The following is a 21,947-nucleotide window of genomic DNA, read 5'->3' as shown; positions in this document are numbered from 1 at the left end:
GGCAAGTCCCAAATCGCGGCGCATTAGAAACTAAAACCCACAGATGCCTGAATCATAAAATTCTTGTCCTTGTCGTCGCGGAAAATCAGGGTGCCATCGCTCACGTTGATTTGCGTCTTCGAGAGGTCGGCGGCGTTGTTGGTGATGTCGGCCAATCCGTACTGGAGGCGAGCGCCGATGTAGAGCGAGTTGCTCAGGTAGTAGGAAAGGCCGCCGACCAAACCATAGTCGAGCGTGTTGTAGAGCACTTTTCGCGTGTCGGGGAAATCGTAATAGGCGCCGAGGGTAGCGGGTGTTTCTATGTTGCGCGCATCCACCCTTGCGATGACGACGTCGGGGCCTTCCCCTGCCCCTGCTTTGTCCTTGCGGTAGTTGTGGCTGAGGTTCCATACCAGCTCCGTCACGCCGGTTTCCGCGTTCACGACGGTATTGCCGAGCGGTACCGTTTTGCCGGAATAACGCAGCGAGCCGTCGCCTGTGGAGCCGACCAAGAAGCCTGCGTAGCCTCCGCCCGACAGTTCAAAACTACCCCAACGCGCCACAAACACGACGGGGATGTCAATGTAGGAGTTGTTGACATTAATCAGGTAGCGCGAATTGCCAGTGGTCAGCGTTTGACCATTGGGAAAGCGAAACACCCTGTACGATTCCCCGTCGAAGGTGTATTTGGCTCCGCGTTTGGAGAACAAAAATTCGGCGCGGACGCTGTAATTGTCCGTGAAGTTGTAGCCAAAAGTGGCTCCGACATGGAAACCGGTCACGTTGTCCCAATTTTCCAAACTGTTCCCCGCATTGTCGGTCTCCGAAGGGCTGTTGAACTTGGCGAAATTCAGCCCAGTCTTGAACCCGTAGCGGATTTGAGCATTTAAGGAAAAAACAAAAAAAGCGAGCAGGAATGCAAGAGCGTATCTCAATTTCATATTCAATGTTTTGTGTTCAGCATTGCTAGTTGGCAAAAAAATACACCTTGATTCGCCAAGATTTATCATCTACTCGAGGTTGCTCTACCTGATTTTGAACGAACCAGGGCTTCAAATACTCTGAAAACTTGGCGACACGAAGTGTAATGCGGCCAAAAGTACGGCTTTCCCCAACTCCCAAAAGAATACCAATCCAAGTCGCGGGTCGTAGGTCGTAACTTTTCTACCTTTGCCACCTGTAAAGGGAACGGGACGATGACCCGTTTTGACGCCATCTGCTTCAACACCACACACCATTTTTATGAAAGATTGGCCACTTTGGGAAGTTTTCATTCGCTCGAAACAAGGGCTGAGCCACAAACACGTCGGTAGCCTCCACGCTGCCGATGCGCAAATGGCCCTCGAAAACGCCCGCGATGTCTATACGCGCCGCAACGAGGGCATCAGTATTTGGGTCGTCGAATCAGCGCATATCCACGCCTCCACCGAGGACACAGAAGCCTTTTTCGACCCCGCCAACGATAAAATATACCGCCACCCAACTTTTTATGACTTGCCCGACGCGGTGAAACACATGTAATCGGCACAATCGAATGCATTTCCAATATCTCCTCCAACTTGGCGACAACGCACTCATCCTCTCCCAGCGCCTCGGCGAATGGTGCGGCCATGGCCCTGTGCTCGAACAGGACATCGCCATGACGAACATCGCGCTCGACCTGCTCGGCCAAGCCCGAATGCTCCTCACCCATGCTGGCGAACTCGAAGGCAAAGGCCGTTCGGAAGATACGCTCGCTTACTTTCGCGACGCGCACCAATTCCACAACGCACTGCTGGTGGAATATCCCAACACCGATTGGGCATACACCATCGCACGGCAGTTTTTTTTCGATGCCTTCGCTTTTTACAACTATCAGGCGCTCCTCCAAAGCCGCGACGAGCGTCTCGCCGCCATCGCCGAAAAATCGCTCAAAGAAACCACCTACCATCTCCGCTACTCCTCCGAATGGATGGTGCGCCTCGGCGACGGCACCGAGACAAGCCACCAAAAAATGCAGGCCGCCGTGGACGCTCTTTGGATGTTCACTGGCGAATTGACCACGCCCAGCGAGGCCGACCGCCTCATGGCGGAAGCAGGCATCGCGCCGGATTTGTCCAAAATAAAACCCTTGTGGGAGGCCAAAGTGAACGCGATACTCGAAGAGGCAACGCTGACAAAACCCGACAACAACTGGATGCAAAGCGGGGGCAAAGAAGGCCGACACACGGAGTACCTCGGTTATATGCTTGCCGAAATGCAGCACCTGCAAAGGACGTACCCGGGGAACGAGTGGTGAGATTGTCCCCTCGCCCTCAATTCACGCCCGCTTCGAGCAGCGTCAATGTGCCGTCGCTCACGTTCAATTCCGCCTCAACGTTGTAGGGGAAAGTCGCTTGGTGTGGCACATGGCCAAAAGGCAATCCATAAATCACGGGTATGCCCAGCCCAGCGAGACGGTCGCGCAACATATCTTCCAAAGTCAGGGAAGGCGATGAGGGCTTGGGTTGGCAATCGGAAAAAACACCCAAGGCAATCCCGGCTGCCGCACTCAAATCGGTGGCTTGCAGCAACTGGGTCAATATGCGGTCAATGCGGTAAGGCTGCTCGCCCACATCTTCGAGAAAGACAATTTTGTTTTTGAAAACAGGCGAAAAAGGTGTGCCCGTGAGGGCGGCCAACAGCGAAAGATTGCCACCCGTCAATTTTCCACGAGCCTTGCCGGGCGCAATCGCGAATGGTCTAAACTCATCGCCGGGCAGCTCGGTCAACGTGTTCGGGGTTGTTATCGCATAGTTGGCCACGGGTTCCATGAGTGTGGCGCGAAAGTGCTGCAAGGTGTTTTCGGGAAAATCCGCCGCTGCCACAGGCCCGTGAAATGTCACCAAGCCCGTCCGTTGCTGAATCGCCAGATGCAACGCCGTCACATCGGAATAACCGATAAAGGGCTTGGGGTTTTTCCGAATCCGCTCAAAGTCAATTTGGGGGAGCAGTCGGGTGCAGCCATAGCCGCCTCGAATGCACCAAACCGCATCCACATCTGGGTCTTCAAAAGCGCCGTGCAAGTCGGAAAGACGCTGCTCGTCCGTTCCGGCAAGGTAGCCGCGTTGGGCGTGAAGGTGCTGCCCCTCCTTGATTTTGAAGCCCAACAACTCAAAATTCTGGCGGGCTTTCAGCCATTTTTCCTCCGTGAATGGGCTGGCTGGCGCAATGAGCGCCACCGTGGCCCCTGCACGCAATCGCAGCGGCTTGAGCAAAGCCCTGTGTTCGGAAAAAACATTTTCAACCATTTTCAACGAAAGCGGAAGCCCGGCGGCCAACCCTGCCAAACCGGTTTGGGTGAAAAAATCGCGGCGTTTCATGGACGATGAACGAAGAATGACCGTGCCCATTGCAGCGCAAATCCGTGCGCTCGCGCAAGACGTGCCTTCCTATATTTTTATGTAAATTTTGCGCACATACAGCCATCGGCACACCAGCCAGCACAACACCGTATAGACAATGGCAAAGAGGAATGAACTGAACTCCGCCCCTTCGATAGGCCTGAAAAGCGTGTCGTAAATCCAAGCCTGCGCGTTGGTCGCGTTTTCGCCAGTCCCCCAACTGATGTCGTAAAGGCTGATGACCAACACCTCTGAAAAAATATAAGCAAACAGCGGATTGGCACCAAAAGCAAGAAAGAAACCCGGCCCATTGCGCCAGCCGCGAATGTCAATGAGCCACACGCTCAACGCAAGCAGCAGCATCGAGAGGCCGCCCACATAGAGGACGTATGAACTCGACCATATTTTTTTGTTGATGGGAAAAAACAAGTCCCAAGCCAGCCCCGCAAAACCCACCATAAGCCCCAAGACCAGCAAATCGCGCACCAGCAAATCCTTTTGTGCCGCACGGCGGCTCATCAGCTCGCCGCTCCACCAGCCCAACAACACCGTGACGACAGCAGGCAAGGTGCTCAACAAACCCTCTGGGTCGAAAGGAATCTGCAACCCCGGCGCGACGGTTTCCCTGTACAGATGCGCCTCCCCGAACAACCATGCGTCGAGCCGCAAAATGGCGCTCCCCTCCGCGCCGTATGGGTCGGCACCCGGCGCCGCAAACCAATTCAAAATGCCCCAATAGAGCAGCAGAATCCCCGCCGCGACCACCATCAACGCCTTTCGAGGCAATGTGAGCACCAACACGGATGCCACGCCATAGCCCAGCGCCAATCGCTGCAACACGCCCATGATGCGCCACGAGTCCCAGTTTTTCCAAAAAAACGGGAAATTGTTCATCAAAAGACCGATGAGAAAAATCAGCGCGGTGCGTCGCAAGATTTTCAGCCCGGCGGCAGGCGACCACTGGCGGTCAAATTTTGCAAAGGAAAACCACATCGAGACCCCTATGATGAACATGAACGACGGAAACACCAAGTCGGTGGGCGTGCAACCGTGCCACACCGCGTGGCGCAAGGGCGCGTACACATGTTCCCAAGTGCCCGGCGTGTTCACGATAATCATGAAGGCGATGGTGAGGCCGCGATAAAAATCAACAGAGAGATAGCGGGGAGCAGTAGTGGCATCAGACATTTTCTTGTTCGATTTGTGCGGCGAAAAGTAGCAATTTTATACCTTGACTTGCCACAATCAAATTCAACGCGCGCTATATCGCGTTTTTCCGCCCACAATGGTTCGCAGCACTTTTGCTTGCAAAATTTCCTCCGGCGAGCAGCGAAGCAAATCTTTTGAAAGCACCACTATGTCGGCGTATTTGCCCGCCACAAGAGAGCCTTTTTCTTTCTCTTCAAATGCCGCGTAGGCATTCCAAAGCGTGTAGGAAAGCAAAGCTTCCTCGCGGGTCATTTTTTGCGCCGGGAAAAATTCCATATCCGAGTCTGTGCGCCTGCGCGTCACGGTGGCGTAGAGGCAAGGCAAGGGGTTCACGTCCTCCACTGGCGTGTCGGTGCCGTTTGCAAGGTGAGCGCCGCTGTCGAGCAGGCTGCGCCAAGCGTAGGCCCCGGAGCGGGCGCGTTCCGTGCCGAGGCGTTTGACCACGAAAGGCGCGTCGCTCGTGCAATGAATGGCCTGCACGGAGGCGACGACACCCAGTTGGCCAAAGCGCGGGATATCGTGTGGGTCAATGTGTTGGCTGTGCTCGATGCGCCATCTGTAATCGCCGTCGGGTGTAGTGTTGGCTTCAAAGATGTTCAGCACCTCGCGGTTGGCGCGGTCGCCGATAGCATGGACGCAGCATTGAAGCCCGTATTTCTTGCAGGCGGCGGCCAAGGCGGCGATGCTGTCAACGGGCGTGACGTTTTGCCCCGTCAAGGCAGGATTGTCGGCATAGGGAGCCAGCAGCCAAGCCCCATAAGAGCCAAGCGCCCCATCCAGATAAGCCTTCACGGCGCGGACGGTGAGATGCCCTTGGCCGAGGCCAACTTGAGGGAAGCCGGCAAGTTTGGAGAAGTCCGACGGTTTGGGCTGGCTAATCATCGCCCAAAGGCGGAGCGGCAGTTGGCTGGCCTCGGCCATGCGGCGGTATTGGCCGATTTCCCAAAAATCGCTGCCCGCATCCTGAAACGAGGTGATGCCGCGTGCCAAACATTCCGCCGAGGCGAGTTGGATGGCCTTTTCGAAGGCCGCTACTTTCTCGGCCTCCGAGCGGCGGTTTTTCCACTCCGAAAAAGGTTTTTCAATCAAATCCATCGCGTTTTCCTCAAACACGCCCACGGCATTGCCTTTGGCGTCGCGCACGATGCGACCGCCGACGGGGGCGCTGGTTTCGCGTGAGATGCCGGCCAGTTGCATGGCCCGCTCGTTGGCAATAAGCCCATGGCCGCTGGCGTGATACAGCACCACTGGATTGTTGGGTGCGGCGGCGCTGAGCGCGTCGTGGTAGGGATAGCCGTTCACGGTGGTGCCGGGGGAGGTGGTCCATTTTTCCTGATGCCAGCCCCTGCCTTCGAGCCAGTCGCCTGCTTGGGCAGTTTGGGCTTTCTCGGCCACGAGTTCTGTGATTTCTTGCCAGCTCTTGGTGTTTAGCAGGTTCAGGTTGAGCAGGCTCCTGCCCAACGATGAGAAGTGACCATGCCCCTCGATGAACCCCGGCATGGCGAATGCGCCCTCCAAATCAACAAGTGTGGTGCTGGGTTTGGCCAGTTTCTTTATTTCATCGTCCGTTCCGACGGCTAAAATGCGGTCGCCTCCAATGGCTACCGCCGTCGCTTGCGGGCGGAGCGAGTCGGCGGTGAAGAAATTGCCGTTGAACAAAACAAGGTCAGGGACGGGTGTTTTGGGCTGGTTGGAGCAGGCGAAAAAAAGAAGGGTTGAGAAAAGCGGAGGGAATATGCGGAGGGAGTGCGTCATGCGTCGAGTGCGATAGTGGTGAATAGCGGGCAAATATCTGTCAATCCGTTGATTCATTAGAGTTGTTGCGTTGGAGGCCTTTCCCTTCACTCAAAGGCCCCCACCGCAACAACCCTAATACCCCCACACTTCTACCGTCTCGCCCAAGACCAACAATTTGCCCGGCGACAACATCACTTTTTTACCCTCCAATAGCGCCGCGGGAAGAGCCACTTCCCGGCTCAGCCGCAGCCGCAGATGCTCGGTCACGATTTTGCTGCCGATGAGGTAATGCAACTGGTTGTCCACCATCTGAAAATCTTGCACCGGATGCTGCGGCGCAAACAAGCGGTCGTATTGGGCGAACCAGTCGAACACAAAAACTCCTTGCGAGGAGTCGGCCACAAACACGCGGTCGCTGCCTTCCCGGATGCAAGTAGGGCGGTTGGGCGTGGCTTCCAGCAGGTTCATGCTCTGGCTTTCGTAGCGCCGCTCTCCCTCCGGCGTGATTTTCACGAGGCGGAAATTGGCCTCGTCGTAGAGCCACATATTGCCGTCTTGTGCGGCGGCCACCGTGCGCACTTCGGGGTATCCGGCAGTGATGAGATTGAGTTCGCCAAGGTCGGTCAGGCTTCGGTCGAGGAATAGCGCCATGCGAAAATCGGCGTACCAGACCAGTACTTTGAGGGGGTTCGACACGTCCAGCCGAGTGGCTTGGCCAAGGCGGTTGTTGGAGTAGCGCGTCAACCGCCGCCCGTCGGGCGCGTATTTTTCAATAGCGTTGTCGGGGGTGATGATATAGACGTTGGCGAGGTTGTCGGTGGCGGCAAATATGGCTTTGACGGGCAAGGATTGGAGCAGGCGAAGCGAATCAGGGGTGGATTGAGCAAGGAGGTTTGTTAGGGTCAGAAAAGACACAAAGAGCATTAGGGTGTTTTTTTGCACCATTCGTGGCTTTGCGCCCGCTTCAGTGCCGACCCCTCTTCCGACAAAGGGCGGAAGGGTGGGGGAGCTTGGAAGTGAAAATCTCATAGATGCGCTATCCAATTGAGTCAATTTCTGTTAGTGTCATTTTGGCATTTTGGCAACAGCGAAAATGTCAAAATGGCATATTTTAAAAAGTGCTCGCTGCCAAAAAATCCATTTTTCCCGTTTGGAACGTAGATTGAAAAAGGCTGAAACATCGGGTTTTTCAAAACGCCCGAATTGCTTTTCAAACAGTCGTTCACCATAAAAATTGTCAAAAAATGACCAACATCGTAAAGTTTCAGCCGCTTCCCTCAACCAAACCCCTCTTCAATGGTTTCCTCGACGAATTTTTCAACCGAGGCATTTCCAATTTCATCGGCAGCGACCATTTGCCCAATGTGCCTGCGGTGAACATCATCGAAACAGATGAGTCGTTCAAATTGGAACTCGCCGCGCCGGGCTTCGACAAGCAGGACTTTTCCATCAACGTTGAAAACGATTTCCTGACCCTGTCGGCCAGCCGCGAAACTAAAAACGAAGAGAGCAACGAACGCTACACGCGCCGCGAATTTTCGGCCACTTCGTTCCAGCGTTCGTTCAAATTGCCCAAGACCGTGAACCAAGACGCGATTGGTGCTGTTTACGAAAACGGAGTGTTGAGCGTGACGCTGGGCAAAAAAGAAGAAGCCAAGCCCGTGGTAAAAACCATTCAAATCGCTTAAACCTCTTCCAAAAAGAGTTGTTTTCATAAGGTTAGTTAATAGGGTTTTAGGTGTTTTCATGGAGCCGGGGCAGCAATGTCCTGGCTCTTTTTTTTGGTTTTGCGCCGTTTTTTCCCACCTTCCATGCAAATGGCGATTATCATGTAAGTTTGTACCGAAATTTTTTGACCGTGGCTCCTTCCGATTTTTTTTCCACCGAACGATATATCAATGGCTTGCGCGAGGCTGACACAGACGTGCTGAACGCGCTTTATCCCGAATGCCGCCCGTTCGTCGTGCAGGCGATTGCCGACTTGGGCGGAAGCGAATCGGAAGGGGTTGCATTTTTTCAAGCGGCACTCGTGGAGGCGGCGCGACTGGCCCGGTTGGGGCAGCTCTCTGGCGATGTGCCTTTTGCGCTCCAATTGAGGGCGCTCGCGTCGGCGCATTACAGGGATTGGCTCGACGAGCATGGGCAGCCGTCTTCGCCTGTGGAGCCGAATGCTGACGAAATGGAGGCAAGTATCGCGGTACCCACTTCGGAGGAATTGCGCGACACGCGGCAAAAAATATCCGACTGGAAAAAAGGCGAGCGGGCCGACGAGGCGGGTTATCTCTTTTGGGAAAAGGTGCGCATCGCCGAGCATCACTGGCAAGAAGCCGCCAAACCCGCGCCTACGCCGCCAAGCAAATCATTCCGCAACCTGTTCCTCGTGCTTGCCCTGCTGACCGCCGCTTTGCTGGTCTGGTCTTATTTTACCCGCTCCAAAACCCCCGCTCAACTCTACGACGAGCATTTCCAACTGCCAGAAAGCATCATGTCGGATGTGCGCACGCGCTACGGCCCCGAGCGCGGCAACGATTCGGTGACGGCTCGCCCCAACGCGTGCGAGCTTATTTTGCGCGAAGCGGATGAATTTTACAAAGTGAAGGACTATAAGTCTGCTCAGGCGGTGCTGTTCGACATTCTGGAAGATTCGCTGACTGTCTGTCATTCCGACGCGCTCTATTACATCGGCATTATCGCGGTGGAGCAACAAAGGCCGGGTTTGGCACTCGAGTGTTTTGCGAAAATCGAAGATTTGGACCGGTTTGGAGAAGATATTTACTGGTATCAGGCATTGGCACTGGTGCAGGCTGCTGCCAACAACCCGCTTTTGCGCGACAAAGCTGTTCGAGCCGTGAATCGCGCACGCTCCAACGCACAAGACCCCATGCGACGCGAGCAGGCCGAAAAAATGTTGAAACACCTCTCCGAATGACCCTCTCTATGGAATTGCTCAACAGATATTTTCCTAACCTAACCCCCGAACAACGCGCTCGTTTCGAGCAATTGGCGCCACTCTACACGGAATGGAACGCCCGAATCAACGTCATTTCGCGGCAAGACATCGAGAATCTGGAAGAGCGCCACATCCTGCACTCCTTGGCGATTGCGAAGGCAATCCAACTCAAGCCTGGCGCAAAAGTGCTGGACTTGGGCACCGGCGGTGGTTTTCCGGGCATCCCGTTGGCTATTTTTTTCCCCGAGACGCATTTCACCCTCGTGGATGGCACGGGCAAAAAAATCCGCGTGGTGCAGGAAGTGGCCGACGCGCTCGGCTTGAAAAACGTGACTGCCCAACACGCACGGGTGGAGGAATTAAAAATGAATGGGCAGTTCGATTTTGTGTTGTCGCGGGGGGTGGCTCCGCTCGACAAATTGTTGGTCTGGAGCCAGCGTCTGCTGAAAAAGAAACATTCGCACGCCTACCCCAACGGCATCATTGCTCTAAAAGGCGGCGATTTGCGGGCTGAAATAAAGGCTTTGCCAGGCAAAGGCGAGACCTACTCCGATGTCTTTCCGATTCGGGAGTTTTTCAAAGAGCCGTTTTTCGATGAAAAATTCGTGGTGTATGTGCAGGGATGAAAGAGCCGGCCTGAAATGTTGTGGGCATCCCCACATTTCCTACTTTTGCCCACCCGTATATGAGAACGTTTGTCTTTTTATTCTTCGCCGCCTTCCCCATTTCCACTGCTTTTGCTCAAGCGACCCTCGTGAAGGGAGCGCCAAACCAACTGTTCGACTTGGGCTGCGCTCAATGCTCCATCGCCGTCGTGGACTTGGCTGTATGGAAAGGGATACATCTGTTGCCATTCAACAAAGTGACCTCCGGCATGGTCAACCTCCTTCACTGGAAATACTACGATTCCATCATGAAAGCAGAGGTGACCACTTCGAGCGAGCTCCCGTGGGAAAAATGCACCCAACTGCTCGATGCGCTGGATGATACCGACACGATTTCCCTGCAAATCAATTTGCTCTGGAAGGATAGCCTCGAACAGACCCACCCGATTTATCTGCTCATCGGGGGGCTGAAGAAAAGCGAGTTGAGCGAGTTGCCCATCTATAGCGAATTGGAAGTGAACGCGGAAATCGGCTTGCGGCATTTCTCCGGCATCGTCCATGCGCGTTATGCCGACGACAGGGCAGAGACCTACGAGACGCTTTCCGGGGAGATAACGCTTACCCATTTTGAGCCAAAATCAGGTGCCATCGGCGGCCATTTTGAGTTTGAGGCCAACTGCATCGGCTGGGTGAAACGAGGCACTTTCCTCAATGGAAAATTTGAGCGCGAGGAATGACGGTCTTGTTTGACGATTCCTATTCCTCGCTGAACAACAACTTGTTTCCGAACGGGTCTGTCAATCCCATACAAATCCCGCCCCAAAAAGCATCCTCTATGCTAGGGCGATAGTATTTGTAATTTTTTCCCACCAAATCTTGGTGCCATTCGCGCAGCCCTGTGCATCGCAAAAAAACCTTTCCGCCGGGTGTGCAATCCCCGACGTGTTCGCTGAGATGCAAGGTCAAATTGCCGAGCGAGACCTGCATATATATCGGCATGCCTTCCTCGAATCGGTGTTCCCAGTCTATCCGAAACCCCAGCCAATCACAGTAGTATTCGCGTGCTTTCGATTCGTCGAAAATGCGGACAAGAGGAATTGTTTTTTCAATGTTCAGCATGAATAGGCGCGAATGAGGAAGGTTTAAGTTTATGAAAGTAATCCGTCAATCCTGTCGAAACTCAGCCTTGCGGGACAGCTGTTGACAATTCGCAAAGCCGCAGCAAACATACCTCAATTTGTTTTAAATGCGAATGAGGGATTGAAGCTCTATTATGGCCGCTGCTATATGCCACTTCAAAAGAAAGAGCCAAGAACACTGGCCTCCGTATGGAAACCTTTGTGTTCTTGGCTCTCGATTCTTCAAAAAAGCCGTTGGCCAGAATACGATTCGTGACCAACAACTATTTGCTTAAAACTTCATTACTTTCTGCACATCGGTGCCGCCGGGGCCTTCCAAACGAAGGAACAGCATACCGGGCTTGGTGTTGGCGACATCCATTTCGATTTCGTTGTAGCCGCGCTCGCGATTAGCCTCGATGCTTTGCAGCACCTGCCCTGTGGCATCCGTCAGCGTGAAGGTGGCAAAACCCGCTTCGGGCAGATAGTAGGCCGCCGTGAAGCGGTCGGTGATTGGGTTGGGACGCACGGACAGGAACGAAGGCGTAGCCTTGTTCACGGGCGCTTGCAGGAACTCCAGAGAGGCCGGGATGGTCTGCAGGTTGCGCGTGTATGCCTCGGCATCGGTGACGGCGGAGCTCATGCTAAGCACTTCGCTCAGCAAGCCTTTTTGCACCGTGTTGAAAATCAATCTGAATGCGCGCAGACGGATGTTTTTGCCTTGCACATTGGGGTCGAGCATGACGGAGGAGTGCCAGCTAGCGGTCAGGTGGTGTTCACCTGGGTCAGCGATAAAGTCGGCTGGCACGAGGTCAGACTCGAAGCCTACATAAGAAAGATAGTCGGGGTTGTAGTCCAACGTGAATTGGAAGGCTGCGAGACCAGCCAATTCTGGCGTGACGATATCCACCGCGATTTGTTTGCCGGAGGAGAATATCTGGTCGTTTGTTTGGAACACAGCGCCTTCCACGCCGAGTCCACGGTCTTCCGCGTTGGAGCTCCCCAAGTCATCCGTGGCGAAGGAGCCATTCACATCACCCGTCTTGATGGCTATGAAATTCGGGTCGAAATTGATAGGTCCGGAGAGGCAGAACGTGAGCGACGAAGGCACTGATGCTGACCAAGGGTTCTGCGGGTTGGGGAACACATGGCTCTTCGGTACGAACTGCCATGCAGGTACATTGTTCGGGAAACTGCTCTGCACGCCCAAAGCCATTTTCACGATGTTGTTGATATCGGCGCTCGTCAGGTTGCCAGACTTGTCCACATCTGCGGCCAACAGCTTGTAGGGCGAGTTGAGCAATTTGACGTTGTCAATTTGGCCTGCCACGAGCAAGGCATCGAGGGTGTTGATGCCTTTTGTCGTAGCGGCGCTGTAAGTGGGAGCCAGTTTGTAATTGCAGCTGGCCGTCATGGGGCTTATCTCGAATTTGCCTTTGTCGTCGGTGACAACGGAGAGCATCACGTTGTTGAATTTGCTCAGATTGACCGTCGCGCCTGCCACGGGGTCGAGGTCGTCGGTGGTGATGGTGCCCGTGAACTTGTTGGATGGCGGGCAAGAGCCGCTGTTGTCCTGCACATCAATATAGGTCAGGCAGTAATCAATGGCGCCGCTTTCGTCCACAGCCCATACTTCCACATATTGTTTGCCCAGTTCGCTGCAATCAAATGTGACGGAGTGGCTTTGCGGTGGGAAGCCAGTGCCTTGACCAGCTTTGCGAATACCGGTTCTGATTTTACTCTTAGGCGTACAGTTGTCGAAGAGGTCTTTGATAAAGTCGGTATCCCAGATAGTAATCATGCCAGTCTGCATGATGTTCACGCTGAGGCCGTTGTAGCAAACAAGGGTGGGCGGCTTGCAGTCTGTGACGATAAATTCGTACTTGCAGATGGCTTCGTTGCCGCATTTGTCGTCAGCAATCCACTCAATCTTGTGTGTGCCGTAGGGGAAGCCGTGTCCGGGCGGGAATTTGATTTGGCCTTGCAGGTTCACGCCACCCAAGATGGTCGTTTCGATAGGCCAAGCGTTCGGGCTGCTGCTGCTGATAAAAGTTTCCATGGTGCCATTGCCGTCCAAATCGAGGAAGAGGCGGTAGGAAAGTTTGATATCGGCGCCAGAGCAGTCGTCGGTTACTTCAATTTTCAAATTGACAGGGCCTTCGCAGAGGTCCACGTAGCCGTTGTTGTACTGCGTCGGGTCGTTGGTCGTGAAGTCGCAGAAAGTGCGCGGGCCCGTCGGACAGTCGGGGAAGTAGGGCTTCTCGTTGTCCAGCACCTTGATGATTTGTGTGTACTGCAAATAGCCGTGGTTGTACGAGTTGCCGTTCACCGTCGGGCCGATGTCAGTGTTATCTGGATTTGGGATGTAATAAGGTGCGGGCCAGTTGGGGTCATAATCGCACCAGTACAGGAGTTTCCAAGTGCGAAGGATTTTGTAGCAACCACCCGTGTTGTTGGTGTAGAACACTTGGTCGTGGTACGACACGCCGACATTGAAGTTGCAGCTGTACTGCACGATGTACGGGTAGGTGATGCCGGGGTCTGCGCCACAGCCGTACACGGTGTAGTCGTCGGGGAATTTGACGGTGTAATAGAGGGATTGGCCGGATATAACGGCCACACACGCGACTTGAAGCGCGAAGGCAAGGATAGATTTAATCATACGGAAGGGATGTTTAAAGTTTAAATGTTCGGCGAAAGTAGTCAACTCCCAGCTGATGTTCCCTTCCTGTTTGCCAATAAATCGTCAGGTAAGCGACGTATCGGTAGAAATTGGCCCAAAGGCGTGATTTCCACCATTTAAAATTTCAAAAAATACTGACAATGAGGTAGTTCAATCTATTTTTGAAAAGGCTATCGGCGCGTCGGGGCGGAGGAAAAGCATCCCCGTCACAGCCACCGTGTCGCCTGGCTGAATGCCTTCTGTAATCTCGACCATGCTTGCCTGCCGAACACCTGTTTTGACGACCACAAACTTGGCTTGACCATTCTTGCTCACAATGACTTGCTTGTTGCGTGCCTGCGGAATGACTGCCTGATTGGGGATAAGCAACGCTTGCATTTTGTTGCCCAATGTAAGATTGACCTCTGCGAAGGCTCCCGGCAAAAGGTCGCGGCCATCGCGCACGAGCGCCCGCACTTGCAGGTTGCGCGTGTCGGCGGTGATGCTTTGCTCGGTGGCCTGCACGGTGGCCGAATAGGTTTTGGGATTGCCCCCCACCGTGAACGTGACCGTCTGGTTGGGGCGGAGTAGGTTGCTGTATTTTTCGGGAATGGCAAAATCGAGTTTCAAGGCGCTTGAGGCGCGGATAATCGCAATGGGGCTAGCTGGTGTCACATAAGCCCCTGGGCTGATTCTGCGCAAGCCAATGATGCCGTCGTAAGGTGCTCTTAACTCTGTTTTGCGAATGTTGATGCGCACCAGTTCCATCTCGCTTTTGAGGGTTTGCACCTGTAAGGCGGCGAGGTCATATTCTTGTTGGCTCACTCCTTTCACTTTGAGCAAGTCGCCGAGGCGCTGCTCCGTGATTTCAGCCTGTTTGAGCTGAACCTCCAATTTTTGGAGTTGCGTTTTGAGGTCTTCGTCGAAGATTTTCAGCAGCAAATCGCCCTTGCGCACACTGCGTCCTTCTGGCAGGTTGATGCTGACCACACGCCCGCTTGCTTCGGGGTGGAGCTCTGTTTCTTCGGCAGGTATGAGGGTGCCGCTGGCGGTGACAGATTCGGTGAGTTGGGTGGGCCGCACCACGAAGCCTTCGACGGCGGTCACATTGAGGCTTGCGCTGCGAGCAGAAGGGCCGCCACCGTTGCCTTGTTTTGGGTCGGATTTGCCACAGGAGACGAGTGCCAAAACAGCGGCTGCAAAGAGCGAAAGGGCGTATTTCATGTTTGTGAATAGTTGAAAAGACTCAATGGGGCAAAACATTCGATAGCGAGGCTAATTAACAGGAATCAGCCAGTCTTGTTTTGGAGAAAATGCCCCTTGAGTTTCTAAGCCGACTTGTCGCCGTCGGAAACCAGTTGTTTTATCTTGATTTGGAACGCTGCGAAAAGCAGCGTCATGAACGGGCTGAGATAATTGAAAACCGCATAGACAAAATAATCTCCCACGCTCACGCCCAGCACTTTCGATTGGTACGCCCCGCAGGTGTTCCAAGGCACCAGCACAGATGTGACAGTGCCAGAATCTTCCAAAGTCCGGCTGAGATTCTCGGGAGCAAGCCCCCTTTTTTCGTACGCCTTGGCAAACATTTTACCCGGCACCACGATAGCCAGATACTGGTCGGAAGCGGTCACGTTCACCGCAATGCAGCTGGCTGCCGTGCTGGCAAACAAACCAAACACCGAATGGGCCAAACTCAACAATGCGCTACTGATGCGAGCCAAAGCACCGATGGCTTCCATGACACCGCCAAACACCATCGCACAGACGACAAGCCAAATGGTGCCCAACATCCCATTCATGCCACCTGCGGTAAACAAATCGTTCAACGAGGGGTCGCTGGTCTCCACGGTAGTGCTCTTCGTGAGGGCATTCATCATGCCTTGATAGGCTGATTTGAAATTAAGCGCCTCTGCGCCACCTATTTTGGCCACTAAATCGGGTTGGAAAATGATGGCGAAAACACCGCCGAGCAGAGCACCAAACAGCAAAGAGATGACGGGCTTGGTTTTGAGCATAATCAACCCAATGACAGCAAGTGGCACGAGCATCAACCAGCCGCTGATATTGAACGCGGAATCAATGGCCGAAAGGATACCAGAAGTATCGGCCACGCCGGATGCCTTGTGAGACAGCCCCAATACGATGAACACGATGAGTGTGATAATATAGGTCGGCACGGTCGTAAGGGTCATGTAGCGGATGTGCGAGAACAAATCGCCACCCGCCATGGCTGGCGCGAGGTTGGTTGTGTCGGAAAGTGGCGACATCTTGTCGCCAAAATAAGCGCCCGACAACACTGCGCCCGCCACCATGCCCATCGGCAAGCCCAAAGCTTTTCCGATGCCGATGAGCGCGATGCCCACCGTGGCAGAGGTGGTCCAAGAACTTCCGGTTGCTATCGAGATGACCGAACATACCAAAACGGTGACTGGCAAAAAAATCGCTGGGTTGAGCAGCTGGATGCCTCCATAAATCAGCGTGGGAATGACCCCGCTCACGAGCCAAGTGCCTGATAAGGCTCCTACCAACAGCAAAATCAAAATGGCCTCGGTGGTTGATTTTAGATTGTTGGAGACCTCGTCGAGCATTTGCTTGTACCCAACTTTGTTGAAAAAACCCACTATGGCGGCCACCGCGCCGCCAATCAGCAGGATAAACTGGTTTGAGCCGCTCAACGCATCGTCGCCATACACCGTGACGTTGTACGCCAGCAGGCCGACCAATATGATGAGAGGAATCAAAGCCTCCCAGACACTAAGTTCTTTGTTTTGAATAATGCGGGCATCTTTCATAAGTTCGATTCGTTTGTCTTGACGCGAAGCGCCAAAAGTAGAAATATTTGAATCGAACAGAAAAATCACGGCGTTTTGCCAGAAAAAATGGGGAGCGCGTGGCCTAAAAAACAAAAAACCCTCTCTTGCGGGAGGGCTTTTGCAGCGACGTGCAGTCGTGGCGGTTGATTGCAATCGGCTGACCGCGTCGCATCAGCCAATCACGAACAACCTTCGGGCGAATCACGCGCTCAGTTGCGAAGGCTATTAAAGGGACGCATTTCCTCGCCGAGCCAGTTTTTGTATTCATCCACCGGAAGAATGCGCTTGGCTTGACGAGTGACTTTGCGACGCAGGTAGGCAAATGCCAACCGGGGCGATTTGCGCCACAGCCTACGAAGTTTGTTGGTACGGCGTGCCATAAGTCAAAACAGTTTTGCTAATTACTACAATGCGATGCAAACAGGGATTAAGTGTTTGATTTCAAGGGACTAACGAGACTTTTATGGATAAAGTTTTCCGATTTTCGGATATTTTTAGTTAAAGTTTAGCATTGCTGCGGCGGGGGTATCACCCATCAAAATTGAAAACCCAACGTACCTTCGCCGCCCCAATCGCTTCCACTTATTCCGAACTTATGAACAACGAGACCCTTTCCATCGTCATGCCGGCCTACAACGAAGAGCGCACGATTCACCTTATTTTGGACAAGGTGAGAGCGGTGGAACTAATAGGCGACATTAAAAAAGAAATTATTATCACCAATGATTGTTCCAAAGACGACACGGAAGGCGCCATTCAACGCTATATGGCGACAAATCCACAATTAAACATTCGATATTTGAAGCATGAAGTAAACAAGGGAAAGGGCGCCGCGCTGCACACTGGTATTCAACACGCCACGGGTCAATACATCATCATTCAGGATGCTGACCTCGAATACGACCCTGCCGAGTACAACATTTTGCTAAAACCCATTTTGGAAGGCCATGCCGATGTGGTATATGGCTCGCGTTTCATGGGTGGCCGGCCGCATCGCATTTTGTTTTTTTGGCATAGCATCGGAAACAAGTTCCTGACTTTCATTTCCAATATGTTCACCAACCTGAACCTGACCGATATGGAAACCTGCTACAAGCTCTTCCGTGCCGATGTGTTGAAAGGTTTGAAATTGAAAGAACGGCGCTTTGGGTTTGAGCCGGAGGTGACGGCCAAGATGAGCCGCGTGCCCGGCATCCGCATCTATGAAGTTGGCATTTCCTACTACGGGCGCTCTTACGCGGAAGGGAAAAAAATCGGAGCCAAGGATGGTTTTCGAGCGATTTATTGCATTCTGAAATACAATCTTTGGGCGAAGTGAGTACCTTTCCCCTGCTTTTCGCAAGAACAAAACAAAACAATGCCATGCTTTTACAACGTCTTTCCCAATTTTGGTGGCTCATCGTTTTGAGGGGCATCATCTCTATCTTATTTGCCATCGTTGCCTTCACCAATCCCACGCTCGCCTTCGAGGTGCTCATCCTTGTGTTGGGCGTTTTTTTGCTCGTGGATGGGGCCACTGCGGTGGTGCTCGGTCTTCGTATGCGCGGACACGATGATGATTGGTGGACGATATTGTTGGAAGGAGCCTTGGGCGTGGGGCTGGGCGTGGTGGCGCTGGTCAATCCCGAGCTTACAGCCGCCGGCCTGCTGTTGATATTGGCGCTTTGGCTGCTCGTCACAGGTGTTTTTGAAATCGGCACTGCCATCAAACTGCGCAAGGAAATTGACAACGAATGGCTGTTGGGGCTGGCAGGGGTGGTCTCCATCGCATTAGGCGTGGTGATGATAGTGAACCCAACGCTCGGCAAAATCTCCATCATGTGGTGGCTTGGCTTCTATGCCGCTGCGTTTGGCTTCCTTCTGTTGGGCCTTGGCCTGCGAATGTGGCGCGTCCATAAGCGCCTGAAGGACAGCGCGTCGTGAAGCCGCCGCCCCCGTTCGCTTATACTTCGCGCCGTTAGGTTTTGGGCATGGCTGCAATCGCAATCTGCTAAAAATCAAGAACATCAATCATGTTCATCTAACAAATCCTAGCGAATCAAGGTATAACTCCTGCCTCGACATGACTTTTTCTCTTCAGCATACTGACCCCAACACCCGTGCTCGTGCGGGTCTGCTTGTCACGGAACATGGTACCATAGAGACCCCGATTTTTATGCCCGTCGGGACGGCTGGCACGGTGAAAGCTGTCCATCAGCACGAGCTTTCGACCGATGTGAAGGCCCAAATTTGCCTCGGCAACACTTACCACCTTTATCTGCGCCCCGGCTTAGAGGTGCTGCAAAAGGCAGGGGGCCTACATCGGTTCAATGGCTGGGACGGCCCCATCCTGACCGATAGCGGCGGGTTTCAAGTGTACTCCTTGGCACACCGGAGAAAAATCAAGGAAGAAGGGGTCACCTTTCAAAGCCATATTGATGGCTCCAAACATACTTTCACGCCAGAGAACGTGATGGATATTCAGCGTATCATTGGAGCCGACATCGTGATGGCCTTCGATGAGTGCACGCCTTATCCATGCGGATACCGTTACGCCAAAAAATCGCTTGACCTGACCCACCGCTGGTTGGAGCGTTGTGTGGAAAGATTCGCTCACACCAACCCTCTCCACGGTTATGCACAGACATTGTTCCCCATCGTGCAGGGGAGCACATATCCTGATTTGAGAAAAATCTCTGCCGAGACAATTGCCTCTTTCGGGTGTGAAGGCAATGCGATTGGTGGCCTTTCGGTGGGTGAGCCTGCTGAGGAAATGTATGCCATGACCGAATTGGTGACCGATATTTTGCCGAAAGACAAGCCGCGATATCTCATGGGTGTCGGCACGCCGGAAAACATCTTGGAGTGCATCGCAAGAGGCATTGACATGTTCGACTGTGTGCTGCCGACCCGCAACGCCCGGCATGGTATGGTTTACACTCCCGACGGCATAATCAACATCCGCAACGCCAAATGGAAGGAAGACTTCGCTCCGATAGACAAAAACAGCCCCGTGCCTACCAGCCGCACCCATTCTCGTGCTTATTTGCGACACCTATTTATCAATGAAGAAATTTTGGGAATGCAACTGGCATCGCTTCAAAACCTGGGTTTCTACCTTTGGCTCGTCGGGGAAGCGCGAAGACGTATCTTTGACGGCACTTTCTCTCCATGGAAAAATGAAATGGTGAGTAAGGTAAGTGTGCGCTTGTGAAACGATGCTTTCGCCCTCACAGGCAGCGTTTTCGATTGTTAAAACCTCTTATGCCCGAAAACCTTAACACATCCCCCAAAATACGAACCGAAGAACCTCCGTTCTGGCTCCACCTTATGAATGCCAAAAGTTAAAATTGTCGAAGTCTCCCCGCTAAACTTTGGTCATGTACGCATCGAAATGTAGGAAAAACCTACCTTCGCGCACTTTAACAAAAAAAGCTTGGGCGGTTTCCAATAGTCTGCCTAACATTGTACGCTGTTTTTCATCCAAACTCTTTGGTCTGTCTTTTTATGAAAAAAACTACTTTACACATTCTTTCGCTGTGCTTGGTGATGTTGTCAGTGGTAGCTGTGCAAGCTCAGGACATCCACTTCTCACAGTTCTACATGAGCCCGCTCAACCTCAACCCCGCTCTCACTGGGGTGATGAACTGCAACCAGCGCGTAGTGGCCAACTACCGCAATCAGTGGGCCTCCATTTTGAAAAGCAATGCCTACAACACTTACTCCGCTTCCTACGACCAAAAAGTAGCCGTAGGTCGCTACGACTATTTTGGTGTGGGCGGCACGCTTTGGGGCGACAAAGCGGGCGCTTCCGAATTTGCCACGCTTCAGGCTCGCCTCTCTGGCTCCTACGCCAAGAAAATGGGCGGCTACCGCAAAAAAGCCCACTACCTCGTGTTGGGTGCCGACTTCGGGGTGAGCCAGCGCAGCATCAACAGCGCCAACCTGCAATGGCCCAGCCAAAACAATGGCAACGGGGTGTTCGACCCAACCAAGCCGGGCGAACCAATTGACGACCCCAACTTCATGTTTGTGGACATGTCTGCGGGCGCGTTGTGGTTCAGCGTCTTTGGCGACGATGCCAACGTTTACTTCGGCGGGGCGTTCAGCCACTTGAACCGCGCCAACCAATCCTTCGAGAATCAGAACATTCCGCTTTACAGCAAATTCACCTTCCACGCAGGCGGCGAATTTATGATTGCAAAAAAGACTGGCCTTTTGCCGGGTGTGGTCACCTTCATTCAAGGGCCATCTTTCCAAGTCAATGCGGGCACGTCTTTCAAGTTCCTCTTGGGCAACAGCCGCCGCCTCAACCAAGCCTTCCAACTCGGCGCGTGGGCGCGTATGTCGAACAGACTCGACGACGGCAAACTATTGGATGCCATCATCCTAAGCACTCGCTTCGACTACGAATACTTTACCATCGGCTTCAGCTACGACATCAACACGTCCAACCTCAGCACGGCAAGCAACGGCAACGGCGCCTTCGAGTTTTCGCTGATGTACAAGATATGCGGCCCAGAGCGTCGCGGTGTTTACTGCCCGAACTTCTGATGCCCCTTAGGCAAGAAGATATGCATTTTTTCCAGTGCATTGATTCTGAATGAAATGGCCGATGCGCCTTCCATGACTGTGCAAAAAGATTTCCGAACGCTTGGGTGCGCCGGAAATCTTTTTCATTTTTGCCAGTTCCCGTGAAGTCTCTTTTGTTAAGAGTGTAATCCGAAAAGCAGAAAGTCGTTTTTTCAAACAAAAATTCAAAACCGAAAAAGTTATGTTTGGCAGTAGCAAAAACACCGAGGAAGTAAAATCCGCCCCTTCGTCCACACCCAATGCGCTGAACGCGCTCGCCAAAGGCACGGTAGTGGAAGGAAGTATTCGCTGCGACAATGATTTGCGCATAGACGGCACCATCAAAGGCAAGCTTGTCTGTCAAGCAAAGGTCATAATCGGCCCTACGGGAGCAGTGGAAGGCGAAGTCCGCTGCCAAAATGCCGTCATCGAAGGGCGCTTCAAGGGCAATCTGCAAGTGTCCGAACTGCTCAACGTGCGCGAAACGGCAGAAGTGGACGGCGAAATCACCACGAACAAACTGTTGGTGCAGAGCGGTGCCCGTTTCAACGTTTCTTGCAAGATGGAAAGCGGCGCAACGGTAGCCAACGGCATCGCCAAACCCGGAGATGCAAAAACGTCGTCGAATGAGCCAGCAGTCGCCGGAGCAAAAGCCGAAGCCCGCAATTAAAGCTGTCGCCAAATATGGCGGCATGGCTTTCCAGTTGCTTGGCGCTTGCCTTGCAGGCGTGTTCATCGGGCGTTGGCTTGATGCAAAACTGCAATTGGAGCGACCGACATGGGCTGTTTTCCTCACCATTTTTTTCATGGTCGGTTCGCTGTATAGCCTTTATCGCCAGCTGTTGCGCGATGCTTGACGGCCTCAAAAACTATCAGGTTGTCAGGGGCACAAGCAAAAAACATCAAATAGCCGTTGGAGCGCGTCGTCACCACAAAAAAGGGGCGACGCGCTGCTTTT

The 21,947-nt window shown here is 53.2% G+C and carries 22 protein-coding genes; 12 read left to right on the top strand and 10 right to left on the bottom strand.

Going from position 1 to position 21,947, the window contains the following annotated elements; genetic code table 11:
* Nucleotides 1-23 precede the first annotated feature (23 nt).
* Nucleotides 24-920 carry a PorT family protein gene (locus KIS77_21710; protein ID MCW5924952.1) on the bottom strand — a complete coding sequence of 299 codons (897 nt, stop codon included), beginning with the start codon at nt 918-920 and terminating at the stop codon, nt 24-26.
* Between the two features lie 301 nt (nt 921-1,221).
* On the opposite strand from KIS77_21710, the gene paaB reads away from it, so the two are divergent.
* Together paaB and paaC are read left to right on the top strand one after the other, a co-directional pair.
* A complete protein-coding gene (gene paaB, locus KIS77_21705; GenBank protein ID MCW5924951.1) occupies nt 1,222-1,500 on the top strand; it encodes a 1,2-phenylacetyl-CoA epoxidase subunit B in 279 nt (92 codons plus the stop codon).
* Nucleotides 1,501-1,513: 13 nt separating this feature from the next.
* A complete protein-coding gene (gene paaC, locus KIS77_21700) occupies nt 1,514-2,257 on the top strand; it encodes a phenylacetate-CoA oxygenase subunit PaaC (GenBank protein MCW5924950.1) in 744 nt (247 codons plus the stop codon).
* Nucleotides 2,258-2,273: 16 nt separating this feature from the next.
* Here the strand turns inward: paaC and KIS77_21695 are convergent, their stop codons facing one another.
* The 4 genes from KIS77_21695 to KIS77_21680 form a co-directional block, all read right to left on the bottom strand.
* Entirely contained in the window at nt 2,274-3,320 is a 1,047-nt protein-coding gene (locus tag KIS77_21695) for an LD-carboxypeptidase (protein ID MCW5924949.1), read from the bottom strand.
* A gap of 69 nt (nt 3,321-3,389) precedes the next feature.
* The gene (locus KIS77_21690; protein ID MCW5924948.1) at nt 3,390-4,529 is read right to left on the bottom strand and encodes a DUF5009 domain-containing protein; all 1,140 of its coding nucleotides are present in this window, start codon (nt 4,527-4,529) and stop codon (nt 3,390-3,392) included.
* Nucleotides 4,530-4,592: 63 nt separating this feature from the next.
* Nucleotides 4,593-6,305 carry an amidohydrolase gene (locus KIS77_21685; GenBank protein ID MCW5924947.1) on the bottom strand — a complete coding sequence of 571 codons (1,713 nt, stop codon included), beginning with the start codon at nt 6,303-6,305 and terminating at the stop codon, nt 4,593-4,595.
* Nucleotides 6,306-6,419: 114 nt separating this feature from the next.
* The gene (locus KIS77_21680; protein MCW5924946.1) at nt 6,420-7,211 is read right to left on the bottom strand and encodes a hypothetical protein; all 792 of its coding nucleotides are present in this window, start codon (nt 7,209-7,211) and stop codon (nt 6,420-6,422) included.
* 320 nt (nt 7,212-7,531) lie between these two features.
* On the opposite strand from KIS77_21680, the gene KIS77_21675 reads away from it, so the two are divergent.
* The 4 genes from KIS77_21675 (at nt 7,532) to KIS77_21660 (ending at nt 10,579) form a co-directional block, all read left to right on the top strand.
* Nucleotides 7,532-7,975 carry an Hsp20/alpha crystallin family protein gene (locus KIS77_21675; protein MCW5924945.1) on the top strand — a complete coding sequence of 148 codons (444 nt, stop codon included), beginning with the start codon at nt 7,532-7,534 and terminating at the stop codon, nt 7,973-7,975.
* Between the two features lie 170 nt (nt 7,976-8,145).
* The gene (locus KIS77_21670; protein ID MCW5924944.1) at nt 8,146-9,216 is read left to right on the top strand and encodes a hypothetical protein; all 1,071 of its coding nucleotides are present in this window, start codon (nt 8,146-8,148) and stop codon (nt 9,214-9,216) included.
* Nucleotides 9,217-9,224: 8 nt separating this feature from the next.
* Nucleotides 9,225-9,863, top strand: a complete 639-nt coding sequence (rsmG, locus tag KIS77_21665) for a 16S rRNA (guanine(527)-N(7))-methyltransferase RsmG (GenBank protein MCW5924943.1) — start codon at nt 9,225-9,227, stop codon at nt 9,861-9,863.
* Between the two features lie 59 nt (nt 9,864-9,922).
* On the top strand, nt 9,923-10,579 hold the full coding sequence (locus KIS77_21660; protein ID MCW5924942.1) for a hypothetical protein: 657 nt from the start codon (nt 9,923-9,925) through the stop codon (nt 10,577-10,579).
* Nucleotides 10,580-10,598: 19 nt separating this feature from the next.
* Here KIS77_21660 and KIS77_21655 read toward each other — a convergent pair whose 3' ends face one another.
* The 5 genes from KIS77_21655 to KIS77_21635 form a co-directional block, all read right to left on the bottom strand.
* Nucleotides 10,599-10,961: a VOC family protein gene (locus KIS77_21655; GenBank protein MCW5924941.1), complete on the bottom strand. Its 363-nt coding sequence runs from the start codon at nt 10,959-10,961 to the stop codon at nt 10,599-10,601.
* A gap of 291 nt (nt 10,962-11,252) precedes the next feature.
* The gene (locus tag KIS77_21650; GenBank protein ID MCW5924940.1) at nt 11,253-13,622 is read right to left on the bottom strand and encodes a T9SS type A sorting domain-containing protein; all 2,370 of its coding nucleotides are present in this window, start codon (nt 13,620-13,622) and stop codon (nt 11,253-11,255) included.
* Between the two features lie 171 nt (nt 13,623-13,793).
* On the bottom strand, nt 13,794-14,846 hold the full coding sequence (locus KIS77_21645; protein ID MCW5924939.1) for an efflux RND transporter periplasmic adaptor subunit: 1,053 nt from the start codon (nt 14,844-14,846) through the stop codon (nt 13,794-13,796).
* Between the two features lie 104 nt (nt 14,847-14,950).
* Entirely contained in the window at nt 14,951-16,417 is a 1,467-nt protein-coding gene (gene nhaC / locus KIS77_21640) for a Na+/H+ antiporter NhaC (GenBank protein MCW5924938.1), read from the bottom strand.
* A 230-nt stretch (nt 16,418-16,647) separates the two neighbouring features.
* Nucleotides 16,648-16,818 (bottom strand): hypothetical protein, encoded by a 171-nt coding sequence (locus tag KIS77_21635; GenBank protein ID MCW5924937.1) that lies wholly within the window; start codon nt 16,816-16,818, stop codon nt 16,648-16,650.
* A gap of 215 nt (nt 16,819-17,033) precedes the next feature.
* On the opposite strand from KIS77_21635, the gene KIS77_21630 reads away from it, so the two are divergent.
* The 6 genes from KIS77_21630 (at nt 17,034) to KIS77_21605 (ending at nt 21,846) form a co-directional block, all read left to right on the top strand.
* Complete coding sequence (locus tag KIS77_21630; GenBank protein MCW5924936.1) at nt 17,034-17,756, top strand: glycosyltransferase family 2 protein; 723 nt, start codon at nt 17,034-17,036, stop codon at nt 17,754-17,756.
* A gap of 44 nt (nt 17,757-17,800) precedes the next feature.
* On the top strand, nt 17,801-18,361 hold the full coding sequence (locus KIS77_21625; GenBank protein MCW5924935.1) for an HdeD family acid-resistance protein: 561 nt from the start codon (nt 17,801-17,803) through the stop codon (nt 18,359-18,361).
* A 139-nt stretch (nt 18,362-18,500) separates the two neighbouring features.
* A complete protein-coding gene (tgt, locus tag KIS77_21620) occupies nt 18,501-19,631 on the top strand; it encodes a tRNA guanosine(34) transglycosylase Tgt (GenBank protein MCW5924934.1) in 1,131 nt (376 codons plus the stop codon).
* Nucleotides 19,632-19,924: 293 nt separating this feature from the next.
* A complete protein-coding gene (locus tag KIS77_21615) occupies nt 19,925-20,971 on the top strand; it encodes a PorP/SprF family type IX secretion system membrane protein (protein ID MCW5924933.1) in 1,047 nt (348 codons plus the stop codon).
* Nucleotides 20,972-21,191: 220 nt separating this feature from the next.
* Complete coding sequence (locus KIS77_21610; protein MCW5924932.1) at nt 21,192-21,659, top strand: polymer-forming cytoskeletal protein; 468 nt, start codon at nt 21,192-21,194, stop codon at nt 21,657-21,659.
* Between the two features lie 22 nt (nt 21,660-21,681).
* Nucleotides 21,682-21,846: an AtpZ/AtpI family protein gene (locus KIS77_21605; GenBank protein MCW5924931.1), complete on the top strand. Its 165-nt coding sequence runs from the start codon at nt 21,682-21,684 to the stop codon at nt 21,844-21,846.
* Nucleotides 21,847-21,947 lie beyond the last annotated feature (101 nt).

It is taken from the genome of Saprospiraceae bacterium (assembly GCA_026129545.1).
GTDB lineage: Bacteria > Bacteroidota > Bacteroidia > Chitinophagales > Saprospiraceae > M3007.
Note: the sequence above shows the minus strand (reverse complement) of the source record. Positions and strands in the feature narration are given on the sequence as shown.

What these genes read in the sequence shown, in the direction of transcription:
- KIS77_21710 (MCW5924952.1), bottom strand. Translation starts at nt 920, where the DNA reads ATGAAATTGAGATACGCTCTTGCATTCCTGCTCGCTTTTTTTGTTTTT.
- paaB (MCW5924951.1), top strand. Translation starts at nt 1,222, where the DNA reads ATGAAAGATTGGCCACTTTGGGAAGTTTTCATTCGCTCGAAACAAGGG.
- paaC (MCW5924950.1), top strand. Translation starts at nt 1,514, where the DNA reads ATGCATTTCCAATATCTCCTCCAACTTGGCGACAACGCACTCATCCTC.
- KIS77_21695 (MCW5924949.1), bottom strand. Translation starts at nt 3,320, where the DNA reads ATGAAACGCCGCGATTTTTTCACCCAAACCGGTTTGGCAGGGTTGGCC.
- KIS77_21690 (MCW5924948.1), bottom strand. Translation starts at nt 4,529, where the DNA reads ATGTCTGATGCCACTACTGCTCCCCGCTATCTCTCTGTTGATTTTTAT.
- KIS77_21685 (MCW5924947.1), bottom strand. Translation starts at nt 6,305, where the DNA reads ATGACGCACTCCCTCCGCATATTCCCTCCGCTTTTCTCAACCCTTCTT.
- KIS77_21680 (MCW5924946.1), bottom strand. Translation starts at nt 7,211, where the DNA reads ATGCTCTTTGTGTCTTTTCTGACCCTAACAAACCTCCTTGCTCAATCC.
- KIS77_21675 (MCW5924945.1), top strand. Translation starts at nt 7,532, where the DNA reads ATGACCAACATCGTAAAGTTTCAGCCGCTTCCCTCAACCAAACCCCTC.
- rsmG (MCW5924943.1), top strand. Translation starts at nt 9,225, where the DNA reads ATGGAATTGCTCAACAGATATTTTCCTAACCTAACCCCCGAACAACGC.
- KIS77_21660 (MCW5924942.1), top strand. Translation starts at nt 9,923, where the DNA reads ATGAGAACGTTTGTCTTTTTATTCTTCGCCGCCTTCCCCATTTCCACT.
- KIS77_21655 (MCW5924941.1), bottom strand. Translation starts at nt 10,961, where the DNA reads ATGCTGAACATTGAAAAAACAATTCCTCTTGTCCGCATTTTCGACGAA.
- KIS77_21650 (MCW5924940.1), bottom strand. Translation starts at nt 13,622, where the DNA reads ATGATTAAATCTATCCTTGCCTTCGCGCTTCAAGTCGCGTGTGTGGCC.
- KIS77_21645 (MCW5924939.1), bottom strand. Translation starts at nt 14,846, where the DNA reads ATGAAATACGCCCTTTCGCTCTTTGCAGCCGCTGTTTTGGCACTCGTC.
- nhaC (MCW5924938.1), bottom strand. Translation starts at nt 16,417, where the DNA reads ATGAAAGATGCCCGCATTATTCAAAACAAAGAACTTAGTGTCTGGGAG.
- KIS77_21635 (MCW5924937.1), bottom strand. Translation starts at nt 16,818, where the DNA reads ATGGCACGCCGTACCAACAAACTTCGTAGGCTGTGGCGCAAATCGCCC.
- KIS77_21630 (MCW5924936.1), top strand. Translation starts at nt 17,034, where the DNA reads ATGAACAACGAGACCCTTTCCATCGTCATGCCGGCCTACAACGAAGAG.
- KIS77_21625 (MCW5924935.1), top strand. Translation starts at nt 17,801, where the DNA reads ATGCTTTTACAACGTCTTTCCCAATTTTGGTGGCTCATCGTTTTGAGG.
- tgt (MCW5924934.1), top strand. Translation starts at nt 18,501, where the DNA reads ATGACTTTTTCTCTTCAGCATACTGACCCCAACACCCGTGCTCGTGCG.
- KIS77_21615 (MCW5924933.1), top strand. Translation starts at nt 19,925, where the DNA reads ATGAAAAAAACTACTTTACACATTCTTTCGCTGTGCTTGGTGATGTTG.
- KIS77_21610 (MCW5924932.1), top strand. Translation starts at nt 21,192, where the DNA reads ATGTTTGGCAGTAGCAAAAACACCGAGGAAGTAAAATCCGCCCCTTCG.
- KIS77_21605 (MCW5924931.1), top strand. Translation starts at nt 21,682, where the DNA reads ATGGCTTTCCAGTTGCTTGGCGCTTGCCTTGCAGGCGTGTTCATCGGG.